The organism is Halomonas alimentaria (assembly GCF_009902005.1).
Taxonomy (GTDB): Bacteria; Pseudomonadota; Gammaproteobacteria; order Pseudomonadales; family Halomonadaceae; genus Halomonas; species Halomonas alimentaria.
Genome location: NZ_WUTT01000001.1, coordinates 447,691 through 463,919, shown reverse-complemented (window position 1 = coordinate 463,919; position 16,229 = coordinate 447,691). Strand labels below are relative to the sequence as shown.

The following is a 16,229-nucleotide window of genomic DNA, read 5'->3' as shown; positions in this document are numbered from 1 at the left end:
CAGGCGACGCCCCAGACAACCCGCGAAACACGCCGTTCGTCCCGCCGCCCGGCAGCGCGCCTTGACGCCCCCGAGGGGGCCCCATAGCATGGCCGGCAATCCATGGCCAGAGGGGGCCACCTCGCCCCGGCCCCCAACCGACCGTCGATATCGCCTCCATGCCCACCCACGCTCCAGTTTCCGAAACCGCCGCACCCTCCCCGATCCACGCCGCCGTGGCCGAGGACTTTGCCGCCGTCAATCGCACCATCATGGCCCAGCTCGGCTCGCGCATCCCGCTGGTCGAGACCATCGGTCAGTACATCATCGCCAGCGGTGGCAAGCGACTGCGCCCGCTGCTGGTACTGCTGGCCGCCCGGGCGCTGGGCTACCAGGGCGACCGCCACGTGACGCTGGCCACCCTGATCGAGTTCATGCACACCTCCACCCTGCTGCATGACGATGTCGTGGACGAGTCGCACCTGCGTCGCGGCAAGGCCACCGCCAACGACGCCTGGGGCAACGCCCCCTCGGTGCTGGTGGGTGACTTCCTCTACTCGCGCTCCTTCCAGATGATGGTAGAGGTGGGCTCCATGCGGATCATGGACGTGCTCTCCTCCGCCACCTGCGTGATCGCCGAGGGAGAGGTGCAGCAGCTCACCAACGTCGGCAACCCGGACATCGACGAGGCCGCCTACTTCGAGACCATCCAGGGCAAGACCGCCATGCTGTTCGAGGCGGCCAGCCACAGCGGCGCCATCCTTGCCGAGGCCACCCCGGAACAGGAGGCCGCGCTGCAGCACTACGGCCGCTACCTGGGCCTGGCCTTCCAGCTGATCGACGACCTGCTCGACTACCAGGGCGATGCCGAGGCCATGGGCAAGAATGTCGGCGACGACCTGGCCGAGGGCAAGCCCACCCTGCCGCTGATCCAGGCCATGGCCAAGGGCACCCCGGCGCAGGCCAAGGTGATCCGCCAGGCGATCCGCCAGGGTGGCCTCGACCACCTGCAGGAGGTGCTGGAGATCATCGACGCCACCGGTGCCCTGGAGTACACCCGCAGCCGCGCCGTGGAGATGGCCGACCTGGCCCTGGCCCAGCTCGAGTCGCTGCCGGCCAGCCCCTACCGCGACAGCATGGCCGAACTCGCCCGCCTGGCGGTGGATCGCCAGGCGTGAAAACGCTCCGGCGGGGTTGCATTCCGCCGGCATTTGCGTAAACTACGCTGCGTCGATGAGGCGGAGCCCTCGAGAATCGACATCGGAGTATAGCTCAGCTTGGTAGAGCGCTGCCTTCGGGAGGCAGAGGTCGTAGGTTCGAATCCTGCTACTCCGACCAACGAATTCAAGGCCTTGCGATTACTCGCAAGGCCTTTTTCGTTGCTCGGCTTGCAAGCCACCGTGCGACCTCTGCCTCCCGAAGGCAGGGGTCGCACGGTCAACGCCTTCAGGTCACCGTGATCACGCTGCAACTGGCGGTGTGGCTGACTGTAACCGCGCGCCGGAATTGGCATAGCCTCGCGCTGTAATTGGCACTGGTAGTGGCTGATAGCACCTCTCGGAATTCGCGCGATGCTTGGCACTGGTGCCGCTACCCCACCCTGTGTAAGCGATCTCCTACAGCCAGCGAGGACATTGGCGCATCATTCGGGATGGGTGTCGCGCGTGCAAAGGAATCTTAGTAGGGTATGGTCTTTCCATAGACCAACAGCAGGGATGCGTATGCGCGAAGCCCGAACCTTCACGCTGGAAGAGGTGCAGCAGCAGCTCCAACGGCTCGACATCCCCTTCTCTACCTCAAGCTCTACCGCCCCGGAAGCGCGCTATGCCTTCAAGAGCTTGCGGCAGATCGAGCCGGCCGGGATCTACTTCCTGGTGGCAGGCATCCCCAACCCGCCGCAGATCGAGAACTCCATCATCCTATACCCCGAGGCCGATTACGGTGGGGCTGGCAATGTGACCCTCCAGGTGGAGGATCCTCAGCTGGTGTTCTATCGGCTGATGGAAGCCATGGTGGGTGAAAGCGTGAAGCCGCAAGGCATTCACCCGACGGCGGTTATCGGTGAGGGCTGCGAGATCGACCCGAGCGCCTACATCGGGCCCTTCTGCGTTCTGGAGGATTGCATCGTCAAGGCCGGCGCCAGGCTCCACTCTCATGTCACCATCATGCGAGGCACCACGATCGAGGAGGACGTGACCATCGAGTCGCACTCGACGATTGGTGCGACTGGCGTGGCCTGGATCTGGGACCCTGTTACCCGCCGTCGTGTCGTGCAGCCCCAGACGGGCTACACCCGAGTGTGCCGTGGCTCCTTCCTGGGAACTGACATCACGGTGGTGCGCGGCTCGGTCAACGAGACCACCATCATCGGGGAAGGCTGTGTGATTGCCCACGGCAGCAAGATCGGCCATGGCTCGCAGATCGGGCCTGAGTGCCACTTCGCCAACAATATCTCGATCGCCGGCAACGTCACCCTGGGCCAGCAGTGCTTCCTTGGCTCTGGCGCCGTGGTGCGACCGCAGACTCGGCTCGCCGAGCGCACCGTGGTCGGCGCCGGCGCCGTCGTTGTAAAGCATTGCGAGGAGCCGGGACTGTTGCTGATGGGCGCCCCGGCCAAGCCCGCGAAATCCGCGTCTGGCAGGATGTCAGGCGTTCCCAAGCCACTTGATAACTAAGGTAGCGGCATGAGTAACCATGTATCGGACAAGGCCATTCTGGGGGAAGGCGTCAAGATTGGCATCGGCAGCATTGTCGAGGAAGGTGCCGAGATCGGCGACAACGTCACGATTGGCAACTACTGCGTCATCAAGAGCGGAGCCGTCATTGGGGCAGGAACGCTCATGATGGACTTCGTGGAGATCAGGAAAGGCACCATCATCGGCCCGGACTGCTATGTAGATTCTCGCGTTTCCACTTCAGGCGACTGTAAAGTCGGGCGCAATGTCAGCCTTCGATACGGCACCATCATTGCCAGAGGGTGTGACATAGGCGATGACTGCTATCTCTCCCCCCGCGTCATGACCAATAACCTCGACCAAGGCAAGCAGTCGATCGGTGGTGCCAAGATAGGCAATGGCTGTTTCATCGGGACGCAGGCAGTCCTGCAGCATGGCATCACCCTTGCGGATGAGACCATCGTGGGCGCCATGGCCTTTGTGACGAAGAGCTTCTCCGAGAAAGTCACACTCGTGGGTGTACCCGCCAAACCCAAGGAGTGAGGCAAGCCCGCTGAGTCCTCAAGCGTGCAGGCCATACAGCGCCTGCACCTCGGTCGCCGTCAGGGCGCGATCGTAGAGGCGCACATCGTCCAGGTCGCCGTCGGTATTGCCGGGTGCGCCAGCCGTGTAGGCCGTCTCTGGGTCTAGGATCGCCCGCACACCCATCGTCATCGCACCAGCACCGCTGCTGAGTGTAACCCCTGGCGCTCTGGTACTGCCTAGCAGCACACCATCCTTGTAGACCTTGATATCGGTGCCGTCGTAGGTGCCGACCCAGTGGACCCACTCGTTGGCGGGGATCGTGTCTGTTGTATGACGAAACTGGTAACCGGCGCCAGAGTCATCGCTGATCCAGAACGCCATCGAATCCTCGCCAGAGTCCGAGTTGTTGTTGAACTGCCACTCCTGCTGCGCATTATCATCGGGATCGGAACGTTGGCTCAGCACCCAGTTGCCGTTTGACTTCGTGGGGTTGTGCAGCCGTGCCCAGACGGCGACAGTGATGGCCGTGCCTCCATGCGGCACCCGCTGCGAGGTTTCGGCGTAGGTAGGCGCGTTAGGATCGAAGGCGACGGCGTCGCCGGCCTTGCCGGGCACCACCGTACCGTTGACCAGTGTCGCCGGGTAGGCGCCCATCTCGTCGGCGATCACCCCGCCTGAGATGGCATCCATGGTGTACCAGGCCACCAGCCCGCTAGAAAGGTCGCTGTAGACTGCCATCTCGACCTCTGATAGTTCCTGCTCCCCTGAAGGTCCGACAAGACCGAGCGCGTAGAAGTAGTTCACCGTCCCGTCGGGCACCGTGTCGACGTAGGTCCCCACACCCCCGGCGAGAGTCGTCAGGGGCGCCGGCAGGTTATCCGGCTCGAGTGGTGAAGTGTCACGGTACACGCGAACCTGTTGCACACTCGACGGAACCGACTCCTCCCAGGTGAGGGTGGTCTGGTCAGCCTGCGTATCCACGCTGACGCCGAAGCCGAGCAGCAGCCGAAGCCTGAGCAGCTCCAGATAGCAGTAGGTGCGGCTGCCGCTACCGGAGGTCTCGTATTCATAGGCCCGGGTGTAGGGCACGTTGATCTGGGCGAAATCGGCCAGCCCGCCGGGCACGTCGAAGCGGAAGCTGTCGTTGTAGCGTGAGCCTACGTTCACCTCATCCACGGTGAAGGAGAAGCCGTCATTGTCGAAGCGCAGCCAGCCGGCGGTCATCTCGTAAGACCCGTCGCCGTTCTGTGGCGCCTTCGTGAGAGAGTTGAAGTCGGTTCCGTACCAAAGCCCCTGGTTGTAGGCGCCGTCGCGGGCCATGCGCAGCACCGCCAGGGTGGTGCCTTGAGCATCCTGGAACTCCAGGTCCATCTCGGCTTCGGAGTAGTAGTCGCTGCGGTTGTCGCCGAACAGGTAGAACTCGTAGCCGGGACCGCCCGCCGGGATCACGCCGCCCACCACCGATCCGGTATCCACACGGCCGGTGGTCTCCTTCTTGTAGTTGTCGATCAGGATAGAACCCGCGGTCAGGCCGAAGCGGTCCGGCCAGGCGATATGCTCTGTGTTCGCGGGGTCGTATTGCTCTACCCTGACATCGCCCCAGGCGGCCAGGGAGATCAGCCACACCCCCTTGTAGAGTGCCAAGGTGTCGTCAGCTAACACCTCGAACTCGTCGTCGACGTACTCCTGGCCGTCGACGATGGCCGAGAGGCGGTAGTAGTAAGTGGTCTGGTCGACCACATTGGCATCGATGAACTCCGTGACCCCGGCGCCTACACTGCCGATAGGAGCCGGTAACGCTTGAGGGTCCATCGGCGACGTGTCGCGGTAGATGCGCTGCTCACTCTCACCGAAGTTGGCGTCTCGCCAGCGAATCCGAATCTTCATGATGTCGCCTCCATGTAGAGTTGGTAGACCTCGAACTCGGTCAGGAAGCGCGCATAGAGGCGCAACTGGTCCAGCTCCGCCGCCAGGTACTGCACGCTTGCTCCATTCGCAGGACCCCCGAGACGGTGGTTGTAGGCGCCCAGCAGCGACGAGCCGTTATCCGCGAACACTCCCTTGGCGGACAAACGCCCGTCGACATAACCGCGCGCCTGCCCACTTTGCCGATCGTACTGCCACACCACATGGTGCCAGGCGTCGTCGTGGCCGTAGCGATACCGCATATCTTCCGGATGGATCTTGAAACTGGTGCCGTCTTCTCGCTCCAGCAAGAAAGGCTCTACTGAGCCATCCTTGATCTGAAAGCCCTTCAGGCCTGACTCCAGAGGGCCTAGTCCACGGCCGCCGTCATAGACCCGCCCGCCGACTGCCCGTCCCTTCTGCCAGAAGGAGACGGTGAACGTCTCCAGAGGGATGATGGCGCCGACGTCCACGTAGTCGTTCTCACCGTCGAAGGCGAGCGCGTTGCCGAAGCGGCCTGCTACCTGCATGGCGCCGCTGATCGTGCCGTCGTAGCTGCCGGTCTCGTCGGCCAGGGAGCTTCCCGTGATGCTGTTCATGGTGTAGTGCAGCACCAGCCCTTGCAGCGGCACCGGGTCCTCGGTAGCCACCATCACCAGCTCGTCGCTGATCTTCTCCACCCCGCCCACGAAGGCGCCGATGCGGTAGTAGTAGGTCTGCCCTGGCACGATGCCGTCGGCGTCGTCGTACTCGGTGGCGTCGGCGCCCATCAACGCCAGCGGCGCCGGCATGGCGTTGACGTCCATCGGGGAGTCCGAGCGGTAGAGGCGGTGCCCCTCCTCGGCCAGGTTGTTGTCGAGCCAGCGGATACGGATGCCCATGCGTCTGCCCTATGGAATGAGATCGAAGCTAACGTCCTGCGGCGGTTTGGGTGAGGCGTAGACGCCCACCAGCCCCGTCGGCTCACGGAACGGCCCACGGAAGGTCACCTGCCCCGCCTGCCAACTCGCCAGGCCGTCGCGCAGCGCGGCGACCGAGACGCGGATGAAGGGGTAGCCGGCCCAGGTCTCGCCCACGGTTGCGTCATCCAGCGTGTAGCTGGTGAGCCCCCCGGTGACTACCTCCTCGATCACCCCGGCCACCGCGCCGGTCTCGTCGATGGCCTCGGCGGTGACGCGGTAGTCGGTGCCGCTCTCCGGCGCCACACCGGCGGCGTCCCAGGCGCGCATGGCGCCGGTCTCGGTGAGGCGGTTGCGTTCCAGCCACTCCACGTCGACCGGGTAGTCCGGGTAGTAGTCCTCGGCGGGCCACAGGAAGCCCTGGGCGCGCAGATCGGCGGGCCGGTAGGGTAGCGTGGGGCGCGCTGCCCCCGTGCCGGCGATCTCCGGGGCCAGGCTCTCGTCGAGCTGCCCTTCGCCGGTGGTGACCAGCAGCTTGAGGGTGAAGGTGTCGCCGTCGTTCAGGTCCTTGGGCAGCGGACGCCACATCTCCCGGTTGGTGAACCACACCGGGGTGCCGGCCGGCCAGGTGCGCGGGGCGGTATCCAGCACGCCGCGCAGCAGCGTGGGCGCCCCGGTCTCCTCGTCGACTGCCGTCACTAGCGCCATCTCCAATTCGTCGGGGGCTAGGCTGCTGTCGCCGAACAGCACGATGTCGTCACGATGAACCCACCAGCCGGTGAGGTCCTCCAGCCCTACGTCGGGGCTGGTCACCGCCGCCGGCAGCTCCACGGTCAGGGTCGCCCGGCCCAGGAAGGGGCGGTCGGTCTGCACCCACTCCCAGGCGGTATCGTCGGAGGCCGTGGTGCCCTTCCACAGCACGTCGAAGGTGGCGCTCTCGTCGGTAGTCGGGTTGGCCGCCAGCACCACCACCCCGGTCTCCGGGTGAGTCAGGTCGTTCACCGTACCCCCCACCAGATCGAGGAAGTAGAGCGGGAACGGTATCATCCAGGCGTGCGATACGGGCGCCGGCGGCGCCGTGGGGTCCTCCCACTCACCCTGCTGCGGCGGCACATAGCTGGCCAGCGGCAGGGCGAACAGGTCCTCGACCAGGGAGAGGCGAATCTTGCGGCTGCCGCTGTCGCCGTAGTTGACCTTCATCACCCGCATCACCAGGCCGTCCAGCCCGAACTCGGGCCAGGTGACCTTCACCCCGTCGAACGGCACCGTGTCCCAGAACTCGGGGCCCACCTCCACCTCGCAGGAGGCCAGCGGCGCCGAGGCTTCGCGGAGGTCACGCTCGGCCAGGCGCAGCGCAAGTTGCGGGGTGCGTACGCCGTAGTAGTTCTTGCTGCCGGAGACGAGCTGGCCCTGCTGCGCCAGGTTGGCGAGGTCCTGGGCGCGCACCGTCTCACCCTTCTCGGTGTCGGGGTTGGTCCAGGTCACCACAATCTCGTTGGTGGTCTCGCCCCAGCCCTTGCGGCTGAAGTTGCCCAGCACCGCGTTGTCGGGGGTGATCTCCTTGAGGGTGTCGTGGTCGAGATCGTCGCGCAACAGGCGCAGGGTGATCTTGCCGGTGCGGGGGTGGGGGTAGAGGGCGCCCTTGATGTGGTCCAGCACGTCGCCGATGAAGTCCTCGATGCTGGATTGTTGCATCCAGGTCATGAACACGCCGAACTGCTCGGCGTAGAGCACCTGGGAGGCGGCCTCGAAGCTAGCGGTGTCGAGGCTCGCCGGGTCGGCGCCCATGCCCCAGTCGGTGTCGGTCAGGCACTCATAAACGATATGCGCCGGGTTGGCGTCGGCCACCGGCGAGAACACATAGCCCAGCGAGTTGGCGAGCACCGAGGGGTCGCCGCCCGGCACTACCGGCACCCCGTCGCCCGGGGTGTTGTCGACGTAGGCGGTGTACTGGGTGTCCTCCAGGTCGATGTTGAAGCCGTAGGAGGAGAGCATGGAGACACTGTCGATGACGTTGCCGGCGTCGATGGCGTTCTGCTCGGTGGGGAGTGGCTGGCCCGAGATGTAGGGCTCCCCGTCGGTGATGAACGCCAGCACCCGCTCCTTGTTGGGACGGCCATCGAAGAAAGCCGGGGCCGAGGAGACGGCCAGCTCGAAGTCGGTGTTGCCGTTGGCCACATCGGACTGATCGCGGGCCTTGATCCAGTCGATGATGTCGCGCACGTCCTGGCCGTTGACGTTGTCGCGCTGGATGCTCACCGAGGACTTGGCGAAGGCCACCACGCGGATGTCCAGGCTGGTGGCAGTTGTGTAGGCGGTGAGCGGCAGCAGTGCCTGTTCCAGGGCGGTCTTCATGTTCTCCAGGCGGGTCTTGCCGTTGCTGGTGATCTCCGCCATGGAGTTGGAGATGTCGATGGCCAAATAGAGCGCCAGGGGCTCGCTGACGCCCCGTGGGATCGGCGCGGTGTCTGGCCGGAGCTGGCGGGCCGGGATGCGCTGTACGGTCACCCACACGGGCTTGATGTAGGGCTGGGTGCCCCAGTAGAAGCTCTTTTTCGAGAAGAAGGCGAAGATCGAGAAGACGCCGCGTACCCCGCCGAACAGTCCCCCGGTGTCCGTGTCGTCCGGCTTGAGGTTGGTCATGTCGGGCCACACCTCGCCGCCGCCATAGAACAGCAGCGAGGTGATACCCCGGAAGGCCGGCACGTTGCCGGCGTCGCGGCGCAGCTTCTTGATCAGCATGGGTGACGGTAGCTGCTCGCGGTTGCCGATCAACACGTCGATGCTGCCGGCCACCCCGCCTTCCTTCTTGAGCCCGCCGAAAAGGCCATCGCGCAGCAGAGCGGTGGTGCCGCTGCGCGTCCAGACCCCGCGCCAGGCCAGCTTCTCGCCAACCCAGACCCGCTTCACGGCGTCGACCGGCCCCTGGCACACCCCCATGTGGATGGAGAGGTAATACTTGGTGACCTTCATCTTGGCTTCGCCGCCACCGCCGAACAGGCCCATGCGCGTCTCCTGGTTCCGTTACCTGGGGGTTACGCCGAAATCTCGACGGTTTCCTGATCCTTGTCGCCGTACCACAGGGTATTCGGCGACTTGATCGTCCCTTCCCCGAATACCACTGGGATCGGGCGCCCCGCCTCGGCGGTGGGTATCTCCAGGTCGCGGGACATATCCGGCACGTTGTTCTTGGGCCTGGGCATGAGCATGAACGCCACCACGGCGAGCAGGATCGATATACCGATGGCCACGAGAAACGAGAACATGATGACCTCCTAGTAGAAGACGGTGCGCTGGCCGAGCGGGTTGATCTTGGTGATCCACGGCTGGCCGCCGTAGTTGAGGATGTTGTCGTGCAGGTCCTTGCAGTCGCTCATCTGGTGGTTGCAGCCCAGTACCGCGGTGACCGCATCGCCCGGGGCCAGGTCGTGGATCACCCCGGCCAGCAGGAGTTGATCACCGGCCAGCACCTGCAGGATGGTACGGCGAGTGGTGCCGCCTTCGCCGGCCCACTCCAGCATGCCGTTGGTGTACTTGGCGGCGTGCTGGGCGTTCCAGCCGCTGGCCAGGGTGACCACCGAGCCGCTGATCGAGGTCACCTGCCCCGGCGAACTGGCGGCCGTCTTGTCGGCTCGGCACTGGGGGCCATAGAGCGCATGGGGGCAGCCGTACTGGTAGGTGCGGCGCAGCCCCGGCCGGCGGATCGCCGTGGCGATCGGCTCGCAGGAGAAGGTCGCCTCCAGCCCCTGAAGGCCGAAGTTCAGCACCCGGCCCGACCACACCGCCTTGAACTCGGCGTCCGGGTCGTCCAACTCGCCACGGTAGATCACCAGGTTGACCACTCGCTCCGGCGGGTAGACCCGGAAAATCTCGACCAGCGGGTTGGTGCGCGGCGTCTTCACCTCGAGGGTGGCGTTGTCCAGGGTGCCGGAACTCTCGATCTCGCCGTGCTTGATCTGGGCAGGATCGAAGCGTCCGCCCAAGGCATAGATCGGCCGTTCGGCGCTAGTCAGGCGCAGCTTGCCAGCGTCCCCCTCGCCGAAGGTGAGGTCGTAGAGGTAGATCGGCCGCGACCCGGCCCGGCTGGTGAAGAAGGTCTCGAACATCGTTAGAGCCCTCCCGTGTCTAACGCTTCCGGGGGCAACGCCTCGAGGGTGAGCATGCCGAACTGCATGGTGGCCACCGCCGAGGTGCGCCACTCGATGGTGAGGTCGTCGGAGGCGAAGCGGCGCAGCAGCAGCCAGCCGGCCATCACGATCTGGCTCTCGGGTACGCTCTCGGCCCAGGGGGCATCCAGGGTGATCAGCGAATCCCGCCCCTGGGTGTCGTCGACCAGGGCGATGCTTTCCACCTGGCGCAGCAGCAGCTCACCCCCGGCGAGGCGCACGAACACGGCGCGATGGGTCAGGCTGGCGGCGTATGCCTCGGCGAGCTGCTGGCCCTGCACCCGTAGGGTGGTGGCGCCGGCGGTCAGGCCCTCGCGCAGGGGGAGATCCGGCAGCCAGCTGGGGGCGTAGAACTCGCCCTGGCGTCCGCGCATGCGGTGGAAGAGGTCGCCGATGGCCTGCACTTGGTCGCGAGTAGCACCCACGTAGGTGGCCTGCAGGGTGTCGGCGGCGAATGGCACCGGGGAATAGCGCGTGGTCGGGCCGGTGCCGTAGTCGAGCTCGTCTACCGGGCGCACCCAGGACTGACTCACCGGCTGCACCCAGTTGGGGCGCATCAGGAACACCTCGCGGCCATTGAAGATGCGCTCGGGCTCGCCGGGTGCGGGCGTCGGTTCGGAGAGCGGGCGCACCTGAAAGGCGATCTCCAGGGTGGCCACTTCGGCGGTGACCAGATCCGCCTGGTGGGCCTGCTCGAGCACGCCGACCAGCCCGGCATAGAGCGGCGTGCCGGCTGGCCAGGTCTGCGCGGGCCCGGCGGCGAAGAAGGTCAGGTTGCCCTCCACGGCGATGACGGTGAGCGCCTCGCGCTGCGGGCCGTCGCCGAGGATCACGTCCAGGCCGGGCAGTAGCCACTCGGGCGGCTCGGCCAGATAAAGCACATCGGTGCCGGCGGGCATATCGGCGGGCAGCGGCAGGCGCGTGTGGTGCTGGGGGAGCACCAGGGGCTGGACCAGGGCACGGTGAACGAGGGCCTGCCAGTCGCGCAGCCTGCCCTCGAAGAGCACTGCAGAGAATTCCAGGGCATGGCGCGGGCTGTCCCGGCGGGCGGCTCGATACTCACGCCCGGAGCGCGAGACCTGGATCTCGGTGAGGTAGCGGTAGCGCTCCTGCACGTTCTGCCCGCTGGGCGGCCAGGCGATGACGAAGGGCCAGGCGCGGCGCTCGCCCTCGGGCGGCACCACTGGGCCTTCGGTGACCCGCGAGGTACCCCAGGCGACGGGTTTGGTGTTGACGGGCCAGATGGCGCTCATGCGATTAGGCTCCCTCGGCCAGCAGGTAGCCATAGAGCAGTGCGCGAATGGAGTAGACCGTGCCGCTACCGGCCACGGTGGTGGCCACCCGCACGGCCGTCAGTCCATCGGCGACCAGCGGGGCTTCGCTCTGGCGGGCGTTGAGAGCCGCAACGGTCACGGCGGTACTGGCCAGATAAGCGGCCGGCGTTTGATCGTCCGGCCCGGCCTGTACTTCTGGCACCCCACCCGCCCCGTCGCTGGCGGTCACCACCAGGTCGATGGCATCGAGGAACAGCCGATAGCTGGCGGGGATCACCACCGTGACGGCGGCACCGGCGGTGGTGAGATCCAACTCGGCGGAGCGCAGCACCACCGGACGCAGGGCGTCGAGGCTGCCGGGGGCTTTTTGCTCGTATTGCGGATGCGGGTCGCTCGCCGCTTCGTGGGCATCCAGGGCGTCACTAGCCACCAAGGCATCGAGAATCGCCGCGGTGAAGCGTGACTCCACTGGCGAGCCGGCGGGCCAGGCATCGGCGGCGGTGGCCTCGCGGCTGCGCACAATGGTCAAGGTGTTAGCGGCCCGCCCGGTGACGTAGAGGATCTCACGGCGCAGGTCGCGGCCGCGGATGTCACGCTCGCAGACCACCAGCGGGTACTGGCGCTCGAGCGTCGCCGAGGCGAAGCGATCACCGCCCTCGGTGATGTCCATGGTGGTCGCGCCCGCGGTCAGCGGCGCGGCGAGCTGGACCTCGAAGTTGTTGATCACGGCGAATCGCATGACGGCTCCCTAGCTGCCCAGCGCGCTGCGCACGGCGCTGCGGTTGGCCTTGATGTAGTTGAGGATGACTTTCTGGCCGGCGGTATCGGACATGGCCTGGTTGAGCACCTCGGCACTGTCGAAGACGTTGACGTTCTTGACGCTGACCGGCTGCTGGCCGGTGCCACCCTCGTTGTTGCGATGGCGGGGATCGGCCGCTGTCAGCACCTCCTCGCCGCGGCGCAGGATGGCGGGCACCTCGTCGGGGGCCAGGCCGGCGATGCCGCCGGTGTGGTAGCGCGGTGCAGTGCCAAATAGGTCGCTAGTGGTGCCGCCCTGGCCGACCACGCCGCCGCCGTGGAACAGGCTGGCGATGGCGCCCCCTATCCCTCCACCACCGCCGCCCATCGTCTGAAGGGCGTTAAAGATGGCCTGCTGCATGATCATCCGAGCGATCTGCAGCAGGAAATCGGCGGCGAACTGGCGGAAGGCATCGGCTAGTGAGTCGATGGCGTTCCGGCCGTTGGCGATGTCCTCGGCGAACGATGTCAGGGCATCGGTGGCGCCATAGGCGAACTCGGCGTTGATGTTGCGGGCGCTGAGCAGGCCCTGGTTGATCTCGTCGATGCGCTGGCTGACCTGGGCGGCGGCCTGGTCGAGCGCGGTGGCGTATTCGGGGAACTGCTGTTTGAGCTCCTCGATCAGCTCCAGCTGGCGCTCCAGGGCGCGGGCCGGGTCGGCTTGGTCGAGGATCTGCTGGAGGGCCTGCTCGGCCTGCTGCTGAGCCTGCTGACGCTCACGCTCGGCCTCGGCACGGCGCTCCTCGGCCTCTGTCAGACGCTCCACCTCGCGGGCCTGCTCGACGATGCTGGCGGCCAGTGCCTGGCCCTCGGCGCCCAGGCGGGCGACATCGTCAGCGAGATCGCCCAGGGTGAGCCGGTACTCCAGGACGGCGGCCTCGCCCTCGCCGAAGGTGGCGATCTGCTGCTGGAGGCCCTGATCGAGGTTGGCCAGCGCCTGCAAGGCGGCCTGGTATTCGCGGGCCGCGGCGCTCTGGCCGCTGCTGCGACCACCACTCCCACCGGACGGGCGCGTAGGGGCGGAGGGAGCGGTCACCTGGGGCGGTGGCGTCACACCGTCTTCACCGCTGCCTGCCGTGACCAGCGCCTTTTTGCGTTCGATCAGGGCGTCATACTGCGCCTTGAGCGCCTCCATCGCCTCAATGGCCTGGCGCCCCTGCTCGCTATCCGGGCCATAGGCATCGATGCGCTCATTGAGGCGCTCGCGGTTATCGAACAGCGCATCCAGGGCGCGGTCGATGGCCTCGATGCTGCCGAGCGCCTGTGGATCGCGGAATTGATCCATGAAGGCATCGAAGCCCGCCGCCGCGTTGCTGGCGAGATCGAAGGTGGTGACGCCCTGGAGTTCGCGGTACTGCCTGACCAGGTTGCCGACCTGGGTGGCCGCAGCGGCGGCATCGCCGACCAGCTCGGCGATAAAGGTGCCAATATCGATCACCGCCTGGCGGAAGCCCGGATCGGTGACCACGTCACGCAGGTCATCGATGGCATCGGTGAAGCCGTCGACCTCGCTGCCGCCGAAGGTGACCAGCAGGTCGTTGCGCAGCTGCTGGAGCGCCTGTCCGACGGTGCGCTCCATGGTCTGGAATTCGCGTTCAATGCTGTCGGCGGACTCGAGCAAGGCGCGGCTGATCTGCTCGGCGGTGAGCTCGCCTTCTGCCCCCATCTCGCGCAGCCGCCCGATGGTGACACCCAGTGCGTCGGCGATGGCACGCGCGAGGCGCGGGCTGTTTTCCAGCACCGAGTTGAGCTCCTCGCCGCGCAGCACCCCACTGGCCATGGCCTGGCTCAGCTGCAGCGTGGAGGACGCGGCCTCCTGGGCGCTGGCGCCCGAGACGATATAGGACTGGTTGATTGCCTTGGTGAGGGTCAGCAGTTCTTCATTGGAGAGATTCAGCTCCTCGGTCGCGCGGGCCATACGGGCATAGAGGTTGACGGTGGGCTCGAGGCCCTGGCGAGTGCTGTTGGCGAGCTGGTAGAGATCGGCGAACGTCTGGTTGAACTCGTCCTGACTGCCGGTGACCAGGCGCAGCTGGCTCTCCAGGCCGGTCATGGTGTCGGTGTACTGCACCATCTGACGCAGGGCGAGGCCGGCGCCCAGGGTGGCCAGCAGGTTGCGCATCTGCCCCACGGTGGAAGAGAGCCGCCGCGAGCTGCGCTCGGCCTTGTCGGCCTCCTGCGTATAGCGGCGCATGCCCTGGCCGGCCTTGCCGCCACCGCGCGCTACATCGCCCAGCTCCTGTTCGACCTGCTGCAGCTGGCGGCGGGCCTGCTGCAGGTCGGCGCGCATGCGCAGGGCGAGTTCGAGGTTACGATCGGCCATCAGGGTTGGCTCCGGTTACGCAGCTTGCGGATCTCCTGGTTGGGCTTGCCGCCCCAGGCGACGTGGACCGCCTCGATCAGGTCGGCGCGATGCTCGTCGCGCCGGCGGCGGGTCAGCGCGTAGTAACGCTGGATCTGCCGCCAGGTTAGCCGCCGGGCGAGCTCTCCGGGGTCGCGTCCGTAGCCGCCACTGATGAGGGCGTCGAAGAGCTCGGCGAGGGGGATGGGTTCCCTGTCGTCGGGGCCACCATCTGGCGCATCGCCCTGGCCAGCGCCCCGCCGAACACCAGCCGTCTCATAAAAAAACCCGAGTTGACCCGCCAGAAGGTCATCGAGAGCGTCTGGCCGTCGCGGTCGCGCAGGCCCTCGATCCACGACTCGTCCTTGCCGGTGCTGATCGCCATCAGCTGGATCCACGCCTCGTGGTGTTCGGCGATCAAGCCGTCCAGGGCCAGGGCGTCGATCTCGCCCTCCTCGAGGATCCTGGCAAGCTCCGCGAACAGCGGGCGGGCCAGGGCGATGGCACGCAGCCCCTCCAGGTAGCGGAACTCGCGAACCAGGATCTCCTCGCCCTCGATGGTCACGGCCTCGTCGGGCAGGAGGATCTCGATGTCGCTGGCCGCCTCATCGGCGGCCGGCGTTTGGTGCTCGCTCATGGGGTCGGGCTCCTATCAGGCCGCGCGGCCGTCGACGTAGAGCTGGGCGTAGCCGTCGCGGGTCTGCACGGCGACGATCAGCGGCATCTCCTGGGGGTTCTCGCGGCTCTTCATCGGCAGCTCACCGTCCGGGGAGAGGCGCGCCTCGGGGATGTAGATGTCGCGGTTCTGGCCCTGGGTGTTGTTGGCCACGAACTTGACCTCGCCGCGGCGGGCGCCGAGCTGGTTGGTGGTCACGCGGTCGCGGGTCTCGGCCGCCGGGGTGTAGCCGACGTGGATGGTCTCCTCGGCGATGCCACCATCCTCGAGGATCTCGAGCATGCCGATCTCGGCGTGCACCACGTAGTCAGTGCCAGCCACATAGGTGGTGGTGTCGGTCTCGTCGGTGACATCCACCGCCGAGACGTTGCGCACCCCGCCGGGGTTGGCGGCACTCGCGCCCAGCTGGTAGAAGCGCCCGGGCATCACATCGTGGGCCTCGTCGACCACCGGGGTATCGGTCTGGGTGACTTCGCTGGCCTCGCCCATCAGGAAAAGCGCGTAGTTCTCGGCGTTCATGTCGCGCAGGGTGGTGCGCCCGGAGCGGTTGACGCGGATCGGCACGTCGAACAGGCGCTCGGCGGTGGGGCCATCGGAGCCATCCACCGGCAGGGTCTCGCCCTGAGCGGTGATGGTGAAGGCCGGGGTCTCCGCCAGGTAGCGGTAGCCCTCGTAGCTGCCATCCTCGCGGCGCGGGTTGAAGTACACCTTGCCGGCAGGCACCACGACATTGAGAGTGCGGGACATGGCTTAGCCCTCCTGGGGGGTGGATTTCGCGGCGGTCTTGGCACTCGCGCCGCCGCCGATGTGCCCGGACTTGGTCAGGCGCTCGATCTGCGCCTCGGTCAGCAGGGGCTTTTGCTTGCCGCCGGGCGTGTATTCGATGCCGCCCTGGATGATCGGCTTGGCGAGGGTGACCTCGCGGCGCGGGGCGGGCTGGGCGTTGGTCTTGGTACTCACGGTGTCGATCTCCTGGGAGTGGGCGCGGCGG

Annotated in this window: 14 protein-coding genes and 1 tRNA gene; 4 read left to right on the top strand and 11 right to left on the bottom strand. The window is 66.6% G+C overall.

Annotation, left to right across the window (positions count from 1 at the left end; genetic code table 11):
* Positions 1–158 precede the first annotated feature (158 nt).
* From ispB to GRB96_RS02300, 4 genes are all read left to right on the top strand, one after another.
* On the top strand, positions 159–1,157 hold the full coding sequence (ispB, locus tag GRB96_RS02315) for an octaprenyl diphosphate synthase (RefSeq protein WP_161430265.1): 999 nt from the start codon (positions 159–161) through the stop codon (positions 1,155–1,157).
* Between the two features lie 83 nt (positions 1,158–1,240).
* Positions 1,241–1,317: transfer RNA gene (locus GRB96_RS02310), tRNA-Pro, on the top strand.
* 383 nt (positions 1,318–1,700) lie between these two features.
* A complete protein-coding gene (locus GRB96_RS02305; RefSeq protein ID WP_170293764.1) occupies positions 1,701–2,654 on the top strand; it encodes an LbetaH domain-containing protein in 954 nt (317 codons plus the stop codon).
* Positions 2,655–2,663: 9 nt separating this feature from the next.
* Positions 2,664–3,197 carry a DapH/DapD/GlmU-related protein gene (locus tag GRB96_RS02300; protein ID WP_161430263.1) on the top strand — a complete coding sequence of 178 codons (534 nt, stop codon included), beginning with the start codon at positions 2,664–2,666 and terminating at the stop codon, positions 3,195–3,197.
* Positions 3,198–3,215: 18 nt separating this feature from the next.
* Here GRB96_RS02300 and GRB96_RS02295 read toward each other — a convergent pair whose 3' ends face one another.
* The 11 genes from GRB96_RS02295 to GRB96_RS02250 all read right to left on the bottom strand — a co-directional run bounded on the left by GRB96_RS02295 (position 3,216) and on the right by GRB96_RS02250 (position 16,198).
* Entirely contained in the window at positions 3,216–5,066 is a 1,851-nt protein-coding gene (locus tag GRB96_RS02295; RefSeq protein WP_161430262.1) for a LamG domain-containing protein, read from the bottom strand.
* Positions 5,063–5,965 carry a LamG domain-containing protein gene (locus tag GRB96_RS02290; RefSeq protein WP_161430261.1) on the bottom strand — a complete coding sequence of 301 codons (903 nt, stop codon included), beginning with the start codon at positions 5,963–5,965 and terminating at the stop codon, positions 5,063–5,065. The genes GRB96_RS02295 and GRB96_RS02290 overlap by 4 nt, the downstream gene beginning before the upstream one ends.
* 9 nt (positions 5,966–5,974) lie before the next feature.
* Positions 5,975–8,989 (bottom strand): phage tail protein, encoded by a 3,015-nt coding sequence (locus GRB96_RS02285; protein WP_161430260.1) that lies wholly within the window; start codon positions 8,987–8,989, stop codon positions 5,975–5,977.
* A 29-nt stretch (positions 8,990–9,018) separates the two neighbouring features.
* Entirely contained in the window at positions 9,019–9,249 is a 231-nt protein-coding gene (locus tag GRB96_RS15515; RefSeq protein WP_170293759.1) for a hypothetical protein, read from the bottom strand.
* 9 nt (positions 9,250–9,258) lie between these two features.
* Entirely contained in the window at positions 9,259–10,089 is an 831-nt protein-coding gene (locus GRB96_RS02280; protein ID WP_161430259.1) for a phage BR0599 family protein, read from the bottom strand.
* Positions 10,090–10,091: 2 nt separating this feature from the next.
* Positions 10,092–11,402 carry a hypothetical protein gene (locus GRB96_RS02275; RefSeq protein WP_161430258.1) on the bottom strand — a complete coding sequence of 437 codons (1,311 nt, stop codon included), beginning with the start codon at positions 11,400–11,402 and terminating at the stop codon, positions 10,092–10,094.
* 4 nt (positions 11,403–11,406) lie between these two features.
* Positions 11,407–12,162, bottom strand: coding sequence for a hypothetical protein (locus tag GRB96_RS02270; RefSeq protein WP_161430257.1), 756 nt, complete (start codon positions 12,160–12,162; stop codon positions 11,407–11,409).
* 9 nt (positions 12,163–12,171) lie between these two features.
* Positions 12,172–14,544 (bottom strand): tape measure protein, encoded by a 2,373-nt coding sequence (locus tag GRB96_RS02265; protein WP_161430256.1) that lies wholly within the window; start codon positions 14,542–14,544, stop codon positions 12,172–12,174.
* A gap of 145 nt (positions 14,545–14,689) precedes the next feature.
* Positions 14,690–15,199: a DUF6631 family protein gene (locus GRB96_RS02260; RefSeq protein WP_161430255.1), complete on the bottom strand. Its 510-nt coding sequence runs from the start codon at positions 15,197–15,199 to the stop codon at positions 14,690–14,692.
* 15 nt (positions 15,200–15,214) lie between these two features.
* Positions 15,215–15,985: a phage tail tube protein gene (locus GRB96_RS02255; RefSeq protein ID WP_161430254.1), complete on the bottom strand. Its 771-nt coding sequence runs from the start codon at positions 15,983–15,985 to the stop codon at positions 15,215–15,217.
* A gap of 3 nt (positions 15,986–15,988) precedes the next feature.
* Positions 15,989–16,198, bottom strand: a complete 210-nt coding sequence (locus tag GRB96_RS02250) for a hypothetical protein (RefSeq protein ID WP_161430253.1) — start codon at positions 16,196–16,198, stop codon at positions 15,989–15,991.
* Between the last annotated feature and the right edge of the window lie 31 nt (positions 16,199–16,229).

Excerpts from the sequence above, each read along its gene's own strand:
- ispB (WP_161430265.1), top strand. The coding sequence starts at position 159 with ATGCCCACCCACGCTCCAGTTTCCGAAACCGCCGCACCCTCCCCGATC.
- GRB96_RS02305 (WP_170293764.1), top strand. The coding sequence starts at position 1,701 with ATGCGCGAAGCCCGAACCTTCACGCTGGAAGAGGTGCAGCAGCAGCTC.
- GRB96_RS02300 (WP_161430263.1), top strand. The coding sequence starts at position 2,664 with ATGAGTAACCATGTATCGGACAAGGCCATTCTGGGGGAAGGCGTCAAG.
- GRB96_RS02295 (WP_161430262.1), bottom strand. The coding sequence starts at position 5,066 with ATGAAGATTCGGATTCGCTGGCGAGACGCCAACTTCGGTGAGAGTGAG.
- GRB96_RS02290 (WP_161430261.1), bottom strand. The coding sequence starts at position 5,965 with ATGGGCATCCGTATCCGCTGGCTCGACAACAACCTGGCCGAGGAGGGG.
- GRB96_RS02285 (WP_161430260.1), bottom strand. The coding sequence starts at position 8,989 with ATGGGCCTGTTCGGCGGTGGCGGCGAAGCCAAGATGAAGGTCACCAAG.
- GRB96_RS15515 (WP_170293759.1), bottom strand. The coding sequence starts at position 9,249 with ATGTTCTCGTTTCTCGTGGCCATCGGTATATCGATCCTGCTCGCCGTG.
- GRB96_RS02280 (WP_161430259.1), bottom strand. The coding sequence starts at position 10,089 with ATGTTCGAGACCTTCTTCACCAGCCGGGCCGGGTCGCGGCCGATCTAC.
- GRB96_RS02275 (WP_161430258.1), bottom strand. The coding sequence starts at position 11,402 with ATGAGCGCCATCTGGCCCGTCAACACCAAACCCGTCGCCTGGGGTACC.
- GRB96_RS02270 (WP_161430257.1), bottom strand. The coding sequence starts at position 12,162 with ATGCGATTCGCCGTGATCAACAACTTCGAGGTCCAGCTCGCCGCGCCG.
- GRB96_RS02265 (WP_161430256.1), bottom strand. The coding sequence starts at position 14,544 with ATGGCCGATCGTAACCTCGAACTCGCCCTGCGCATGCGCGCCGACCTG.
- GRB96_RS02260 (WP_161430255.1), bottom strand. The coding sequence starts at position 15,199 with ATGAGCGAGCACCAAACGCCGGCCGCCGATGAGGCGGCCAGCGACATC.
- GRB96_RS02255 (WP_161430254.1), bottom strand. The coding sequence starts at position 15,985 with ATGTCCCGCACTCTCAATGTCGTGGTGCCTGCCGGCAAGGTGTACTTC.